At 61.1% G+C, this 16,512-nt stretch carries 9 protein-coding genes; 3 read left to right on the top strand and 6 right to left on the bottom strand.

The annotated features are described in order from the left end of the window. Positions 1–51 precede the first annotated feature (51 nt). The 3 genes from MUN80_RS06870 to pafA all read right to left on the bottom strand — a co-directional run bounded on the left by MUN80_RS06870 (position 52) and on the right by pafA (position 3,386). Positions 52–735, bottom strand: a complete 684-nt coding sequence (locus MUN80_RS06870; RefSeq protein ID WP_244721444.1) for a DUF6766 family protein — start codon at positions 733–735, stop codon at positions 52–54. Between the two features lie 136 nt (positions 736–871). Next, entirely contained in the window at positions 872–1,444 is a 573-nt protein-coding gene (locus tag MUN80_RS06865) for an inorganic diphosphatase (RefSeq protein WP_244721441.1), read from the bottom strand. 232 nt (positions 1,445–1,676) lie between these two features. Then, positions 1,677–3,386, bottom strand: coding sequence for an alkaline phosphatase PafA (pafA, locus tag MUN80_RS06860; RefSeq protein ID WP_244721438.1), 1,710 nt, complete (start codon positions 3,384–3,386; stop codon positions 1,677–1,679). Between the two features lie 166 nt (positions 3,387–3,552). On the opposite strand from pafA, the gene MUN80_RS06855 reads away from it, so the two are divergent. Then, positions 3,553–4,278 carry an HAD family hydrolase gene (locus MUN80_RS06855; protein WP_244721435.1) on the top strand — a complete coding sequence of 242 codons (726 nt, stop codon included), beginning with the start codon at positions 3,553–3,555 and terminating at the stop codon, positions 4,276–4,278. 164 nt (positions 4,279–4,442) lie between these two features. On the opposite strand, the gene MUN80_RS06850 is transcribed toward MUN80_RS06855, so the two are convergent. After that, the gene (locus MUN80_RS06850; protein WP_244721434.1) at positions 4,443–9,068 is read right to left on the bottom strand and encodes a beta strand repeat-containing protein; all 4,626 of its coding nucleotides are present in this window, start codon (positions 9,066–9,068) and stop codon (positions 4,443–4,445) included. A gap of 652 nt (positions 9,069–9,720) precedes the next feature. Beyond that, positions 9,721–11,469: an FG-GAP-like repeat-containing protein gene (locus MUN80_RS06845; protein WP_244721433.1), complete on the bottom strand. Its 1,749-nt coding sequence runs from the start codon at positions 11,467–11,469 to the stop codon at positions 9,721–9,723. A 344-nt stretch (positions 11,470–11,813) separates the two neighbouring features. Between MUN80_RS06845 and MUN80_RS06840 the strand changes: the two genes are divergently transcribed. After that, entirely contained in the window at positions 11,814–12,467 is a 654-nt protein-coding gene (locus MUN80_RS06840; RefSeq protein WP_244721432.1) for a helix-turn-helix domain-containing protein, read from the top strand. Between the two features lie 124 nt (positions 12,468–12,591). On the opposite strand, the gene MUN80_RS06835 is transcribed toward MUN80_RS06840, so the two are convergent. Then, entirely contained in the window at positions 12,592–15,558 is a 2,967-nt protein-coding gene (locus MUN80_RS06835; RefSeq protein ID WP_244721431.1) for a T9SS type A sorting domain-containing protein, read from the bottom strand. A gap of 329 nt (positions 15,559–15,887) precedes the next feature. Between MUN80_RS06835 and MUN80_RS06830 the strand changes: the two genes are divergently transcribed. Next, on the top strand, positions 15,888–16,493 hold the full coding sequence (locus MUN80_RS06830) for a helix-turn-helix domain-containing protein (protein WP_244721430.1): 606 nt from the start codon (positions 15,888–15,890) through the stop codon (positions 16,491–16,493). Positions 16,494–16,512: the final 19 nt, after the last annotated feature.

Genomic DNA, 16,512 nt, shown 5'->3' with positions numbered 1-16,512 from the left:
AGAACAGGAACCTCTACTAACGTCCCGGCACAAAGATAGGGTTCCGCCCAGTTACTCGCCGGTTTCGTCGTTGCCGGCATCCACCGGTTTCGACTGCGGGGAGCCGTGCTGCCGCAGATAAATGGACAGCCCTACGATGGACACGATGGAGAGAAACTCGCTCTGCCAGTTCTGAAACGACTGAAACCAGAACCGGGAGGTAGCCATAAACTCCAGCAGGCCCACCGTGGGCTCGCCATGCTGCTGCTGCTCGATGTTGTAGACCGACAGGCCGCCGCGGGCGTGCAGCCACACCGAGGTAAAAAACAGCAGAAAGAAGGCCAGGCTCAAAGACTTTTTGTAGAGCGCCAACTGCCAGCCGCCGCGCTTCACCGGGCCCGGCGCATCTTCCTTAGAAGGGTCGGGCTGCCGGTCTACTTCCTCTTCTTCGTACAGTTTTTTCGATTCGGAAGAGCCTTTCTGCCGAAGCCAGATGGTGAGCATCACGTATACGCCCATCTGCAGAAACTCACTTTCCCAGTTCTCGAAGGTGGCCTCCATGAAATGGCCCGAGGTCAGGTACTGGCCCAGCGTCAGAGCTGGCAGGTGCAGGTCTTCCAGGTCCTTGTTGTACTCGTGCCAGCCGGTCAGGGCCTGCCCTACCATAGTGACCAGCACCAGGGCAAAGCCCACCAGCAACAGGCTGTTTTCGTAGAGGAAGCGTAAAAACGGTGACGAGGAAGGTTGCTTGGGCATGTTCGGCCTACGTAAGCATCCCCATAAGAGGTATAGTCGAGCTGTTGATTCGCCTAGCCCTCAACGCTCTACATGCAAAAGCCCCGCCGGCCTGCTGGGCCAACGGGGCTTTTCGTACGAAACCGAAGTCGAATTCTTACAGTTCGACGCCGGTAGAACGTTTCACGCCCGAGGCGTCGAACGTCTCGTTGTAGAGCTTGATGCTGTCCTCGATGATGCGGTAAGCATCTTCGCGGCCCATGAAACGCTCTACGGTTACTTGCTTGTGCTCCAAGGCTTTGTAGTCCTCGAAAAAGCGGCGCATTTCCAGCAGCGTGTGCGGGGGCAGGTCGGCAATATCGTTGTAATGATTCACGGAAATATCGTGAGCGGCCACGGCAATGATTTTGTCGTCCTCTTCGTCGCCGTCAATCATCTGCATCACCCCGATTACCTTGGCATCGACCAGGCACATGGGTACGATGTCGACGGAGCAGATAACCAGAATGTCGAGTGGGTCTTTGTCGTCGCAGTAGGTCTGCGGAATGAAGCCGTAGGCGGCCGGGTAGTGCACGGCCGAGAACAGGACCCGGTCCAGCTTCAGCATGCCGCTGTCTTTGTCGAGCTCGTACTTGCCTTTCGAGCCTTTGGGAATTTCAATGATGCCGTTCACAACTGCGGGGGCGTTTTCGCCGCGCTCCACATCGTGCCAAGGGTTAAAGTGAGCCATAGAAAGATGGACGCGTCACGCGCCCGGGCTGTAGGGGCGCATTGCAGGCGCCCGGTTCGTTAAGAAGAAGTACAAAGTTCACTGGGGTGCGTTATACGCGCCCGGCGGGCCGGCAGCCGACGGAAAACAGACTGGCCGGACCCAAATTTACAGACGGATTGAATAGGCCGGGCAAAAAAGCTTGCACAATTGCCAGTTTCTGTTGCCAAAAGGTGCTAAACCTGCCCCGCTCCTACCGCAGAACTTCCAGCAGCGGAGTGCCGGTGCTGCCGTTGGGCTCCTGAATGTGCAGCCAGCGGGCCAGCGTGGCGGCAATATCGGTAATCTTGGCCGGAGTGCTCGACTCGCCGCGTTTCACGTGCCAGCCCCAGAACACGAGCGGCACGTGCGTGTCGTAGTTGTTCAGGGAGCCGTGGGTCGTGCCCTTGCTCACGGGGAAAGAGTACGACTCCAGCCAGCCGGGCTCCAGCACCACCATCACGTCGCCGCTGCGCTTGGGGAAGTAGCCGTTTTCCAGGTACATCAACATCCCACTTTCCCAGTGCGACTTCTGCAAATCGTCGGCCGTAATGGCGCGGGTTACGCCAGCCAGAGTCACGGCAATGTCGACTACCTCATCCTGCACCGTGCGCAGGTTGAGCTGCTTCTGGGCAATGAGCGGGCGGTTGAGGTACACCTGCTGGTTTTCGTAGCTCAGCACCCAGTTGCCGGCCCCGTGCCGTTTCACCAGAGCCTGCTGAATAGAGTCGCGCATGAGGCGGGGACCCACCGAGCCGGCCGGCAGGTGGTGCTCCACCATAAAGTTAGGCGACTGGGCCGCGGCGTGGTCGGCCGACAGGAACACGAGCACCTGACCTTTGCCCACGGTTTTGTCGAGGGAGCTCAGCAGGCGGGCAATGTCCTGGTCGAGGCGCAGGTAGGTGTCCTCGGTTTCAATGGCGGTGGTGCCGAACTGGTGCCCCACGTAGTCGGTCGAACTGAAGCTCAATGCCAGGAAGTCGGTCTGGCCGCGCTGGCCCAGCTGCTCGGCCCGCACGGCTTCCAGGGCAAAGTCCAGGGTGAGCGAGTTGCCGAAGGGCGTGGACCGAATCAAGTCCAGGTTGCGGGGCGTGGCTACCGGCGCCTTTTCGCCTTCGGCCTTCAGGGCACCCTGCACGGCCTTGGGGGCCTGGGCGCTCAGCGTCGGCAAATCATGGGGGAATACGGGCTTGACTTCGCCCTTAAATGCCGATTCCCAGGCCACGTCGTCGGGGGTGCTTTCAGTGTACTGGCCGATGGGCAGCAGCGTCGTCCAGGGCTTGTCGAGGTACTGAGCGGCCCGCTGCTGGCTATTGAACTGCGCTACCCAGGCCGGCAGCTGCTGGGCGTAGAAGGTGCTGGTAATAAAGGCCCCGTTGGAGCCGTCGTACCAGTAAGCGGCGTTAGCGGCGTGGCCGGCCGGCAGAATGGAGCCCCGGTCCTTGATGCAGACGCCAATCACCTTGCTCTCGAAGTTGGTCGCCAGGCGCAGCTCATCGGTGATGGTGGTGGTTTTCATGTGGCGCGGCGACATTTGCCCTTCCGGCCCGCTGCCGCCCACGCCCTGCACCGTCTTGTCTTCGGTTACATACGTGCCCTTGCCGGTTTCGCGCTCAAACCAGTTGTTGCCCACGATGCCGTGCATGGAGGGCGTAGTGCCGGTATAGATGCTGGCGTGACCCGGCCCGGTATAGGTCGGCACATAGTTGTAGTGGGTGTTTTCGTAGCTGAACCCCTCGCCCAGCAGGCGCTTGAAACCATCGGTGCCGTATTTGTTCCAGTACCGGTAGAGGTAGTCGTAGCGCATCTGGTCCACCACGATGCCGACCACCAGCTTGGGGCGGGCAAGGGGCTTGGTTTTTTTCTGGGCAAAGGCGGGGGCCGCCAGCAGGGCAGCACCCAATAAGAACAGGCTCTTTTTCAAATCCGTAACGCGTTGGTTCGGCTGCGCCACCGTCTTAGAGAATCGGGCGGCTGCAGCGGCCGCAAAGGTAAGGCCCGGCGGCCGTAACACGGCGCTAGCGGCCAAAATAGCAGCCCGCGCGTACACCCAAGCACCATTCCCGGCTTATAGTATCCGCTTCCGACCTATGACTTCGCAACCTCCCTACGCCCTGATCTTCGATATGGACGGTGTCCTCGTTGACAATACGCCCTACCAGGCCAAGGCCTTCCAGCTGCTCTTCCGGGAGCATGGCCTGACCACCAACGCCCGCCAGCTGCTCAAGCGCCTGAACGGAATGCCGGCCACCAATATTCTCAAAACCGTGTTTCGCCATCCAGTGCCAGACAAGCAGCTCAAAGAGTACGCCAGCCAGCGCGAGTTCCTGTACCGGGTGCTCTACTGGGACAAGCGTCGGGAAATGCCTGGCCTCTCGGAGTTTCTGCAAGCGGCCCGGGCGGCAGGCTTCAATATCGGGCTGGGCACCGGCTCCCCACCCGAAACCATCAGCTACATCATCGACCACCTGGATTTGCGCCAGTACTTCGACGTGGTGACCGGCAAGGACGACGTGGAGAAGGGCAAGCCCCACGCCGACACGTTCAGCGTAGTGGCCCAGAAGCTGGGCGTGCCACCGGAGCGTTGCGTGGTCTTCGAAGACGCCCTGCTGGGCGAGCAGGCGGCCTACAAGGCTAAGATGCGCTGCATCGGGGTCAGCAGCGGCCTGAAGCCCGAGCAGTTTCAGGCCCCGCTGCGAGTTATCAGGGACTTCCGCGACATCACGCCCGAGCAGGTGCGCGAGCTGCTCGACCAGAATCCGACCGTGCCCAAGCCGAGCAAGGAACTGGCCAAGCGCCAGTACATGCACCTGTAGAGGCGCAATCGTGCGGCCCAGCACTGAACGACGATGCCAGGTCGGCATGGGCAGGACGCCGGGCCGCAAGGGGGCGTCATTGTAATCATTCGACAATACTGCAAATAGCAAAGGCCGGCTGCTCACGCAGCCGGCCTTTGTAGTAACTCTCTATAGAGAACTGGTTACTCGCGCACCAGGCGCACAGCTTGCTGGCCGGCACGCACCACATACACGCCCGCCGACAGCGCGGCTGGCAGCGCGAGCCGCGCCGCGCCCGTAGCATCGGCCGTGGTGCTCAGCACTACCCGGCCGCGTACGTCCAGCACCTGCACCGAAGCGCCGGGCTGCACACCGCTAAGCAGAACCGCGCCCGTGGTCGGGTTGGGGTAAAGCTGCGGCACCGAAGTCATACGACCCGCCGTGGTGGCTAGCGCCGTGGCGCTCACGCTCAGGTAGAAACGGTCGGTGAGCAAAGCCGTAGCCTGGGTTGCCGTTACACTGAAGGTGTAGCCGGCGGCTGGCAGTGTAGCCAGGTCCGTACGCGTATTCAGTTCTGTGTCGACCAGCATCACGGCAGTACCGGCGGGCAGGTTGAGCAGCTGGTTTACGAGCAGGGCATACGTGCCGGCGACGGGCACGCCTACGGCTAGCGGTACAACCGTACCCGGCCCGAAGGCTGGTACCCCATTCAGAGCCAGGCGCGGACCCACAGTAGTCTGCGAGAGGTTCAGTCCGTGTGGGTTGGCTAGCTTCACGGCATCGTAGGAGGCATCCAGGCCCGTGGTGGCGCGGGCATCGGCATAGAGCGTGGTTCGGTCACGCAGGGTGCCGGCGGCATTGGTCAGGGCCAGTTCCAGCAGCGGGCGCGTCTTGGCTTCAGCCCGGTGGAAGGTCGAGTTCGTGGTGAAGTCTACGCGCCGCCCGCTCACGGCGAAGGTGAGCGTAGGCGTAGTACCCGGCGTGCTGGTGCGGACAAAAAAGCCTTGGCCCACGGCTAATAATGGTTGCCCGCTCAGGCCGGTGAGGTAAGTGTCGTAGCCGCCAGCGTAGGGGCCGGTGCTCTGGAATACGTACTTCGCATTGTCTACACCGGCCGTGCTGTCGAGGCTAGACAGGGCGAAGCTGCTGGCGAAGGGGTTACCCAGCAAGTGCCAGCCCCGGCTGTCGTCGGGGGTGGCAGTGCCGGCGGCCCGGGGCAGGACCACAGATACAGCAGCTTGGTTGAGCGCGCCTACGAAGTCCACCATCTGGTTAGCGGCCAGGTTCACGGTGTAGCCCCGGCCAGCAAGGAAGTTGTCGGGACCATTGCCAGCGGCCGGCGAGTACCAGCCTTGGTCGAAGCCGGTATAGCTGCTGGCGGCCGTGCCGATGCGGGCCGGGTCGAAGCCGAACACCGTGGGGAAGGGCGTAATCAGGCCCGAAGTGGCGCTGCTGTTGTAGCCCGCGTTGAAAACGGGCTGGAAGCCACCCGCCACGGTTAAGTCTGCCAGGGAGTTACCGCTCACTGGCGAGGCAAGATGGCGGTAGCCCAGGCCGGCGTTGCCATTGGCCGGCACAAAGCGCTGTACCGTGACGTTGCCGCCGGTCACCGTACCTGTGGTGGTGCGGCCGTCCTGGTTTACCTGGGCCGTGGTAGTCGCGTCGCTGAGCAACGTTAAGGCTTGGGCGTTCAGGTTCAGGGTGCCAGTGGTAAGGCGTAGCTCACGGCTGATGCTCGTCGGCTGGCTTAGCTGAACAGGGCCACCGCCGTTGGCATTGTCGAGGGTACCTACTATGGCTGGCAGGGCCGTGCCGGTCACCTGCGCCTGCAGCCCGTTATAGATATAGGTGGCTTCGGGCGAGAAGCTGCGTGTTCCGGTGGTTTGCACAGCTCCGGCTCCGGGGGTAGTGCTCAACCCAGCTGGGTCGCAAATGCCAAGGGTGGCTCTGGCGGCCAGCGTGAAGGTGGCCGCCCCGGTCAGGGGTTGGCAATTGGTGAGCAGTACGCCCCCACTCTGCACGTTCACCGCAGCCGAGACGCTAATACCGCCCGTCAGTACGGCTACGCCGATACCCGTTACGGTAACGCTAGTGTAGGTGCCAGCCGGCACGACTGTAGGATTAGCCAGCGTGCCGGTGCTCACAACAAGGCTGTTGGTAGCGGCGGCGGTGTAGATGCCGAAGTGCGCCGTTTGCTTCGTATTGTCGCCTACGGCCAGAAACAGGCCTCCAGCCGTTATCTGCTTTCCACTCACTGCCAGGGCTCTTACGGAACCGTTCACTCCTGCACCTAGCGTACTCCAGGCCGTGCCATTCCAGATGGCTACATTGTTTGCCGCTACTGTGCTGGTGCTGCTGGTGCGAGCCTGCGTGAATATGCCGCCCACGTAGAGCTCTCCCGCATCACCGAAGACGAGGGCAAAGGCTGCGCCATTTACCCCATTGCCATCAACGGAACTGCCGTCGCCCAGGGCGCTCCAGACCGTGCCATTCCAACGAGCAATTCCTTTCGCAGCCACTCTACTGCCGGTACTAGTGCGAACCTGACTAAAGTTGCCGCCCACGTAGAGTTCTCCGGTGGTGGCTACCGCCAGCGTATATACATGGCTATTGGTCCCGTTGTTATTTATGTTACTACCGTCGCCGAGCGCGCTCCAGGCTCCGTTGCTCCACTTGGCGATGTTGCTAACGGGTAAGGTGCTGGTGCTGCTGCTACGTGCCTGATTGAATTCACCACCCACGTAAAGTTCTCCGGCGCTGCCTAATGCCAGTGTACTCACTGTGCCAGTTACCCCATTGTTGTTCACGCTGCTACCGTCGCCAAGCGTGCTCCAGGTTCCGTTGCTCCACTTGGCTACACGGCTGGCGGGTAAAGTGCTCGTGCTGCTGGTGCGGACCTGGCTGAAGACGCCACCCACGTAGACTTCCCCGGTGTTACTCACGGCCAAGGCACTCACTTGATTATTAGCACCGTTGCCGGTAGCAGTGCCGCCGTCGCCGAGCGCGCTCCAAGCCCCGTTGCTCCACTTGGCCACGTAGCTGACAGGTATACTATTACTGAGACTGGTGCGAGCCCGCGTAAACAGGCCGCCCACGTAGAGCTCCCCCGCGCTGCCTAGGGCCAGCGCGTTCACCTCGCTGTTTACCCCGTTGCTGCCTAGGGCACTGCCGTCGCCGAGCGCACTCCAAGCCGTGCCGTTCCACTTAGCTATATAGCTGGCCGGAACCGTACCTACGCCGGTAAATTGCCCGCCTATGTACACGTCGCCGTTGGCCATCCGTACCACGGCCTGAATGTTACCATTCACTCCATTATGATCCGCGCCCAGCGCATTCCAGGTTGCTCCACTCCACTGGGCCACGTTGTTAACTGGTACGGTGCTGGTGCTGCTAGTGCGAGCCTGGCTGAAGCTACCACCCATGTAGAGTTCACCCGTGCTGCCTACAGCTATGGCATTTACCTGGCCCACTTCTACTCCGTTGTTGTCCACGCTAGTACTCTCGCCGAGCACAGTCCAGGCGCCGTTGCTCCACTTGGCTACGCGGCTGGCGGGCACCGTGGCGCTACTGCTGGTGCGGGCATGCGTGAAGACGCCGCTTACATACACTTCGCCCGCATTGCCCAAGGCCAAGCTAAAGACCGTACCACTGCCCGTAGGGCCAATTCCCACGCCGTTGTAGTTCAGGCTATTTCTCTGGCCAAGCACGGTCCAAGCTCCATTGCTCCACTTCGCTACAGCGCTGGCTGGCACCGTGTTGAAGGCACTCGTGCGAGCCTCCGAGAAGTTGCCTCCCACATACAATTCGCCCGCACTGCTCACGGCCAAGCTAGAGACCATGGTGTTGACACCGTTGTTATTTATGTTACTGCCGTCGCCGAGCGCGCTCCAGGCTCCATTGCTCCACTTGGCTATATTACTGACGGGCACTGTATTACCAGCACCATTGCGGGCCTGGGTAAATATTCCTCCTACGTAAAGCTCGCCCGTGCTGCTTACCGCCAGAGCTAAAACTCTGTTGTCTATTCCATTGCCGGTTATGGTACTGCCGTCGCCGAGCGCGCTCCAGGCTCCATTGCTCCATTTGGCCACACGGCTGGCCGCTACCGTATTTGTGCTGCTGGTGCGGGCTTGCGTAAAGATGCCGCCCGCGTAGAGCTCACCGGTGGTGGCTACCGCCAGCACATCGACCTGATTATTTATGCCGTCGCCGAGCGCGCTCCAGGCTCCATTGCTCCATTTGGCTATATTACTGACGGGCACCGTATTGCCAGCACCATTGCGGGCCTGAGTAAAGTAACCACCTGCATAGAGCTCGCCCGTGCTGCTTACCGCCAGAGCTAAAACTCTACCGTTCAACCCATTATTTTCCAAGGAACTGCCGTCACCGAGCGCACTCCAGGCTGTACCATTCCAGCGGGCTATTCTACTAGCTGCTACCGCGCCTGCGCCCGTGAACTCACCGCCCACATACACGTCACCATTGGTGGCCCGCGCCACGGCATAGATAGTGCCGTTGGTACCAGGCAGTCCGAAGCCGTCCTGCCAGTTCTCATCGCCTGCTCCGGCGGGGCGGAATACCGGCCCCCCGGTCTTGGAGTCGAGGCTCATGCGGTAGCCCCTGGCATCAAACGAGCCCGCTCCACCAGGCCGCAGCGTGCCATCGGGGTTGAGCATGGCGCCTACCGAGGGCGTCGACTGTTTCGGGTCCAGCGTCTGGGCCCGGGCCGCCCAAGGCAGCAGCAGAACCAGCAGCGCTAGCAGGCGGCTGGCCAATAGGCGATGAACAGAGCGGACCACCGGAGCAGCCACGAGGTATAGGTGCGTCATACAATAGGTGGAGTGCCACGTCCGGAGAAAAGGCTCGGATCAGCACGGAGTGCGCTGGTAGTCCGATAGATGGAGATAAAAAAGAATGAAGAGTTTCGGCTAAAGGTATTACGGCTGAGTTACTATAGTATTATGCCGGGGAAATATTTTACAACAGGGCAAGCCCGGCCTCATCTGGCCCATCTGCCCGTGGGGGCCGCTACTGAAATCCTCCTTCTACTGCGCAAGCCAGCAGACCGCCGGGGCCTGAGTTGTGCCTTGCAAATCGGCAGGCCTAATGCAGCCAGCAACCAGACCAGACGCTGAGTATCTAGCATTTACCTTTTGTTGATTCTGAAGCCGCTACTAGCGTACCAAATGCAAATCCTGCTGACCAGCGCCTACCGCGTACATGCCCCTTGGCAACGCCAGTTTGGCTGTGCCAGCGGTGTCAGCCTGAGTAAACACTCGTCGGCTCTCGTCGGACCGGGGCAGGCTCGTAAGAACGTGCTGGCTGCCTACTATTCCGGCCAGGGCAAGCCGCACCAGCGCCTGCTTGGCCGTTGTGTTATCCTTAGTACACCTGATGTACTACATCGAAATGCCCCACCCGGTTTTGTGCCAAGTGGGGCGTTCTGATATTGGCCGGAACTTAACCCGCTCCTGGAGCGGCTTACTCCACTACCAGCCGGCCCACCGTGGCCCCGGCCTGCACCAGGTACACGCCGGCCGACAGCCCAGCCAGGGGCAGCCGCACTTCGGTGGCTCCGGCGGGTACGGCTACCGTACGCAGGCGCTGGCCCAGGGCACTGAGTACTTCTACTTCCAATGTGCCGGCTGGCACGGTTAGGCGTGCTTCGTCGTGGGCGGGGTTGGGCGCGGGCTGCAAGGCCGCGGCGTGCCGAGCTTTCGTGGTGGCCAGCGCCGTCCCTGTGCCGTTGTTGAGCCGGATGCTGACCCGTTCGGTTGACAAACGATTATCGACCACAGCAATGCAGTCCAAGTCGCCGTCACCATCTACGTCGGCCGTCGTCAAGCCACGCATGTGGCCGGCCAGGGTGGTAGTCGGGCCGTTGCTAAACCTCGCTGCGCCGTTGTTGAGCCAAACGCCCAACTTATAGCCGGATGCTAAGGTGTTGGTCGTGGTGAGAATGTCCAGGTCGCCGTCGCTGTCCGCATCGGCGGCTACCAGGGATTCCAGTCCTCCTGCGTCCAGTATATCGGGGGCACTACTGAAATTGCCGTTCCCGTCATTTAGCCTCACCTTGACCTTATCATCGTATGAATCAGATACCAGCAGGTCCAGGTCCCCGTCATTATCCAAGTCACCTAGGGTCAAGGCTGCCACTCCGCCCAACTGTGGATTTTTTGTGGCAATCGAAAAGATACCGTTACCAGTATTGAGCCCCACGTTCAGGGAGTTGTAGCTGGTAGTCGTTACAAAATCCAGGTCGCCGTCATTGTCAATATCCCCTACATCCATGAAGTTGGCCCCGGACGGTAACTGCATATCCGAGCCGCCACTAAACACACCCGCGCCGTTGTTGAGCCGAACCCCTATTGAGGAAGCATTGGCAGCCGTCATCACATCATAAAGCAGATAGTTTAACACGAGCATATCCAGGTCGCCGTCACCATCCACGTCGGCCAAGGTAACTCGCTGCGAGGAATAGCCACCTCCGGATACTATGCCGTTAGTTGCGGGGGCCGTAAAGACTCCGCTGCCGTTGTTTATCCACACGCTCACGCTGCCGCTGCTGCTACCGGCGCTATGAATGCCGGTGTGAGACGTCAGTAAATCGAGGTCACCATCGCCGTCAATGTCGCCTGTTACCATGCCGAGGATCCTAGCGGGCACAGCTATTTCAGTCGTGCCCGTAAACACGCCCGCCCCGTTGTTCAGCCGAACATTTACGATAGAGCGTGCAAGGTAAGACGCCAGCAAGTCGACATCTCCATCATTGTCTATATCGGCCATGACCATGTAAGAGGTAGAGGAGTTATCGATTGCTACCTCGCTACCCCCGCTAAATATTCCTGTACCGCCATAGGTGGCCGCCCTGAACTGGAAAACCTGCGGGGTAGTCAGGGCCGTGCCACCGCTGCTGCGGGCCGCCGTGGTGACGGTAGCCTGCACCAGCTCGCCGGGCGTAAAGTCCTGGGCCGGGTCGAAGGTGAGCGTAGAACCGTTGGCCACTGTGGTACCTGAGAGCAAGCCGCCGCGCTGCTGGCTAAACACTTTTACTGCGCCCAGACTGGCAGCGGTATTGGCTACGGGCTGGGAAAGCGTAAAGCGCACGTTGGTGGCGCGGGGAGCCGCCGCAGCATTGGGGGTGGGCAGCAGACCCGTCACGGCGAAGCTTTGGGACATGCCGGGCGTGGCGGCCAGCAGCCCGACGATAAGTAGTACAGAAGTTTTCATGAAGTAGAGGATAGTAGCTGGCAGAATATAGCAGCCGGGCCAAGCCAGCCCAGTGGGGGAAGATAGCACCTTCTTTTTAGCCCATGCCCTCATAGACTATTCAACACGAAAATCCTTCCCCCGCGCACAGCGCAGCGCAGCCTAAAGTAGCGCACCCACTTAGCCACTTGTCGGGTATACGCGTACACAGTAATGCAACAATTAGCTACCAATGCTTGGTATACAGCTCGCAGCCACTTCATCAACTTGATACCGAAAGGGTATACAGCTGCGTATCGTTGTTTTCACCGGCTACCTACCGAACTCCTCATTTTCCCTTCCTCACTTAGCCCTCAGTTTTTCGAATGCCCGACTCTTCTCTTCCCGCTGCTGCTCCTGATGTAAACCTGGTGGCCACCGTACGCCACCACTTCGGCTTTTCCGTGCGCCAGCTGGCCAGCTACCTGGGCGTGTCGGCCGGCTTTATCACTCACATGGAAACCGGCCGCAAAGGTATGCCCGCCTCCCTGCTGCCCCGCCTGACCGTGCTTAGCCGCCTGTTGCCTCCGCCCCTGGGGCAAGGCCCGCCGGCGGCACCCGAGCCCCCGGAATCGGCCATCTACGACACGCTGGCTCCCCTGCCGGCCCCCGACCCGTTGCTCCAGGATACCGAGCTGCCCGGTGCTACCACGCCCGCCGCCGAGCCCCTGCGCCAGCACCTGCGCGATGTGCGCCAGAAGCTGCTGCAATACGGGCAGCGCCTGGCCCAGCAGCAAAGCCGGGCCGTACTGCTGGCCCGCCGCCGCCGGGGCGTGGCCCAGCTCCAGACGGCCCCCTTCCCTACCGAGCCCGCCGAAACGGCCCGCTACGCCCGCTGGCTGGGCGAGCTGGCCACCGACCTGGCCCGCGACGAGCCCGACCCCACCCAGGCCGCCGCCGACCGCCTACTGCTGGCCGCCCGCGTGGCAGCCCTGCGGGCCGAAGTAGCCTTGCTAGCCGAAATAAATTCGCTGGGTTAAGATTATAGGTAAGACTAGCCCGGCACTTTCCGGTAAAACCGGAAGCCTATTAGCGGGCCTACTGAAAAGGCCGGGCGCTGTTGTGCCCGGCCTTGTTGTTTTACTCACTTTGGATAACTGTACTTTACTCGCGTACCAGGCGCCCGATTTGTGTACCACTCCGGATTATATAAAGCCCGGACGATTGGCCAGCGGGCAGCACCAGCTGCGCCGTTCCTGTAGTATCGGCTTTGACAACCAGCACCACCCGGCCCAGGGCGTCAAGGACCTCTACCGCCGCGCCGGGCTTTACCCCGCGGAGCGTAGCCGTGCTACGAGTTGGGTTGGGGTAGAGATGCAGCACTGGCAACTTGGTAGAACCCTCTCGCGCAGACAGTACCGCGGGAATGTTGTACACACCAAATCTCGCAATGACTTTGGTGCCGTCGCCTACAGTGGAGAAAGCGCCGCCGGCCACTACTCGGCTGCTTGTCACGGCTAGACCACTCACGACTGTCCCCAGACCAGTGCCCAGCGGGCTCCAGGTCGTGCCATTCCACTTGGCTATATTATTGACTAGTACCGGGCTGCTGCCGTTATATACGTCTTTAAACCGGCCGCCCACGTACAGGTCATTATCTAGCACGGCCAGGGAATGGACTTCCCGGAACTCCCCGTTCACGCCGTTGTTGGTGCTGGTAGCCGGGGCCGAGCCATTGCCCAGCGCGCTCCAGCTTGTGCCGTCCCACTTAGCTATACTGTTAGTCAGCACCGTACTGCTGTTGCTACGAGCAGCCGTGAAGCTACCTCCTACGTAGAGGTCGGGGCCCATCACAGCCAGGGCCAATACGACGTTATCCACTCCATTATTGGTGCTAGTAGCCGGGGCCGAGCCATTGCCCAGTGCGCTCCAAGCCGTGCCGTTCCAGCGGACTACATTGTTAGCAGCCACCGCACTACTGCCATTGCGAGCGGAGGTAAAAAAGCCGCCTACGTACAAGTCTGAACCTAGCACAGCGAAGGCCAGGGCATTGTTGTTCAGCCCGTTGTTGGTAGCAGTGGCAGGGGCTGTCCCGTTGCCCAACCCGCTCCACACGGTCCCGTCCCACTTGGCTACTCGGTTGACCAGCACCGGGCTGCTCCCGTTTATGGCGCTGGTGAACTCTCCTCCCACGTACAGGTCGGGGCCCATCACAGCCAGGGCCCGGACCTCCCCGTGCACGCCATTATTGGTGCTGGTAGCCGGGGCCGAGCCATTGCCCAGTGCGCTCCAGCTTGTACCGTCCCACTTGGCTACATAAATAGCGGCCAGTAGGCCGCTGGCACTGTAGGCGCCGGTAAAGCGGCCACCTATATAGAGGTCATTCCCTCGTATAGCCAGGGCATAGACGGTGAAATTCACTCCATTATTGGTGCTGGTGGGCGGGGCCATGCCATTACCCAGCGCGCTCCAGGCGGTACCATCCCACTTAGCTATGCGGTTGGCATGCATTGCACCCACACTTGTAAAATCGCCAGCTACATAAAAGGCACCATTGCTGGTTCGCACCACGGCATCTACCGCGGCATTTACCCCGTTCTGTCCGGTGTGGAGTGCGCTCCAGGTCGTACCGTTCCATTTGGCTATTGCGCTAGCCGCCACTGGGCTACTGCTGGTATAGGCGGCAGAGAAGCCACCGCCCACATACAAATCAGTGCCGATTACAGCCAGGGCATTGACGGTGTAATCCAGGCCATTGGTAGTGCTGGTCGGCGGGGCCGTACCGTTGCCCAGCCCATTCCAGACCGTACCATTCCACTTAGCCACTTGGTTAACCGGCACTATACTGCTGCCATTTTGGGCGGCCGTGAAGCCACCGCCCACGTAGAGGTCGGAGCCTAGCACGGCCAGGGCTCTGACGCTGTTATTCAGGCCGTTGTTGGTGCTAGTGGCCGGAGCCAGCCCGTTACCCAGCCCGCTCCAGGCGGTCCCGTCCCACTTGGCTACTCGGTTGACCAGTAGTGGGCTGTTCCCATTTGGGGCAGCTGTGAAGCCACCGCCCGCGTACAGGTCAGTACCGAGCACGGCCAGGGCTCTGACGCTGTTATCCAGGCCGTTGTTGGTGCTAGTGGCCGGAGCCAGCCCATTACCCAACCCGCTCCAGGCGGTACCGTCCCACTTGGCTATATTCCTGGTATACACTGCGCCGCTGGCGTTGTGGGCAGAGTCAAATTCACCGCCCACGTACAGGTCATTGCCCAGCACGGCCAAAGCATAGATGGAACCAAACACGCCGTTGTTGACACTAGTAACAGGAGCCGTACCATTGCCCAGCCCGCTCCAGGCCGTGCCGTTCCACTTGGCTACGTTGTTAACCAGTACTTCGCCGGTGGTGCTACGGGCAGTACCAAATTGACCGCCCACGTAGAGGACATTACCCAGCACGGCGAGGGCGTGGACGCGGCCACTCACTCCGCTGTTAGATTCGGTGGCCGGGGAGGTGCCGTTGCCCACTGCGCTCCAGGCCGTGCCGTCCCACTTGGCTATGCAGCCGGTATACACTACGTCGCTGGCGTTGTGGGCAGTGCCAAATTGACCGCCCACGTACAGGTCATTGCCCAGCACGGCGAGGGCAAAGATTTGGCCCCTTATCCCATTGTTGGAGAGGGTGACCGGGGCCGTGCCATTGCCTAGTGCGCTCCAGGACGTGCCGTTCCACTTGGCTATATTAAAGGCCGGCACTGTGCCTACGCCCTGAAAGCTACCACCTACGTAAAGGTCTCCATTACCGGCCCGAGCCACGGCGAAAATGAAGCCGTTAACACCGTTTCGGCCGAAGCCGTCCTGCCAGTTCTCATCGCCGGCTCCGGTGGGCCGGAAGCTGGGCTCACCCGATGCCGGGTCTAGTAGCATGCGGTAGCCCGTGGCACTGAAGGAGCCCGCCTCGCCAGGACGCAATGTGCCGTCAGGGTTGAGGATGGTGCTTACGGAAGGAGTCGTACCGCCAGCCGGGGCCTGGGCCCTGGCCGCCCAAGGCAATAACAGTAGCAGAAACAGCAGGGCGAAGAAGAACCCGCCGCCTAAGCGCCCGGCCTGGGCCGTGCGGACGGCCGATAAAGGAAAGTGAATCATATAATAGGCGGTAGGCCCGATGGGCAATAAGACCGGACACGAACAGCGTACGCTGACCGTGCGCTACATAGAAAGTAAAGAGAACCAGCAGGCTAAAAGTACGCGCGGCGAGCCAAGGCTGAACTGTAGCAGGAAAATATTTTCCGCCGGGAAGAAAGTTACTGGCTTTGCCATAGCAGCAAACCAGCCGCCGGGTAGCAACAACGGCTAAGCGGCCCTGCGACGGGGTAGGCTGGCTGGGTAGGCAGTGCCTGGGATATTGGCTGAGGTGCCTACCTGGCTGGGTAGGCAGTGCTTGCAGTATTCGCCGGGGTGCCTACCTTACTGGTATGGCTTCTGCTTTCTATCCCCCTGGCCTTAGCCTGATGGCCGCCGTGCGGGCGCACTTAGGCATTTCGATACGGCAGCTGGCCCGCTACCTAGGCGTGTCGATGGGGTTTGTGACACATATCGAGGCGGGCCGTAAGGGGGTGCCTCCGGCGCTACTGCCGCGCCTGCTCCGGCTGGCCCAGCTGCTACCGGCCCCGTGGGGCCAGGGTCCTCCGGCTCCGCCGCCCCCGCCGGCTCCTTACGACCCGCTGCTGCCACTGCCTGCCCCCACCTCGGCCCAGGTACCCGAGCCGCTACGCCAGCGCCTGCGTGATGTGCGCCTGCGCCTGCTGGTAGTAGGTCGGGAGCTAGCCCGGCAGCAGGTCCTGGCCGCAGCCCTGGCCCACCGCCACGCCGGGCTGCAGCTGCTGCACACTGCCGCCGCTCCGCCGGAGCCCGCCGAAGCCGACCATTTCGCCCACTGGCTCCACGAACTGGCTCTGGACCTGGCCCGCGACGAACCCAACCCGGCCGCCACCGCCACTACCCGTCACTTATTGGCAGCCCGCGTCGCGGGCCTGCGCGCCGAAGCAGCGGCTCTGGCCGAAATAAATACGCTTACCTAGTACCTATCCCGCTGGCAAT

The organism is Hymenobacter cellulosivorans (assembly GCF_022919135.1).
Taxonomy (GTDB): Bacteria; Bacteroidota; Bacteroidia; order Cytophagales; family Hymenobacteraceae; genus Hymenobacter; species Hymenobacter cellulosivorans.
The sequence above is the reverse complement of the archived record's forward strand: the minus strand, read 5'-3'. Positions and strand labels throughout refer to the sequence as shown.

Coding starts and splice junctions, on each gene's coding strand:
- MUN80_RS06840 (WP_244721432.1), top strand. CDS start 11,814: ATGCCCGACTCTTCTCTTCCCGCTGCTGCTCCTGATGTAAACCTGGTG.
- MUN80_RS06835 (WP_244721431.1), bottom strand. CDS start 15,558: ATGATTCACTTTCCTTTATCGGCCGTCCGCACGGCCCAGGCCGGGCGC.
- MUN80_RS06865 (WP_244721441.1), bottom strand. CDS start 1,444: ATGGCTCACTTTAACCCTTGGCACGATGTGGAGCGCGGCGAAAACGCC.
- MUN80_RS06845 (WP_244721433.1), bottom strand. CDS start 11,469: ATGAAAACTTCTGTACTACTTATCGTCGGGCTGCTGGCCGCCACGCCC.
- MUN80_RS06830 (WP_244721430.1), top strand. CDS start 15,888: ATGGCTTCTGCTTTCTATCCCCCTGGCCTTAGCCTGATGGCCGCCGTG.
- MUN80_RS06855 (WP_244721435.1), top strand. CDS start 3,553: ATGACTTCGCAACCTCCCTACGCCCTGATCTTCGATATGGACGGTGTC.
- MUN80_RS06870 (WP_244721444.1), bottom strand. CDS start 735: ATGCCCAAGCAACCTTCCTCGTCACCGTTTTTACGCTTCCTCTACGAA.
- MUN80_RS06850 (WP_244721434.1), bottom strand. CDS start 9,068: ATGACGCACCTATACCTCGTGGCTGCTCCGGTGGTCCGCTCTGTTCAT.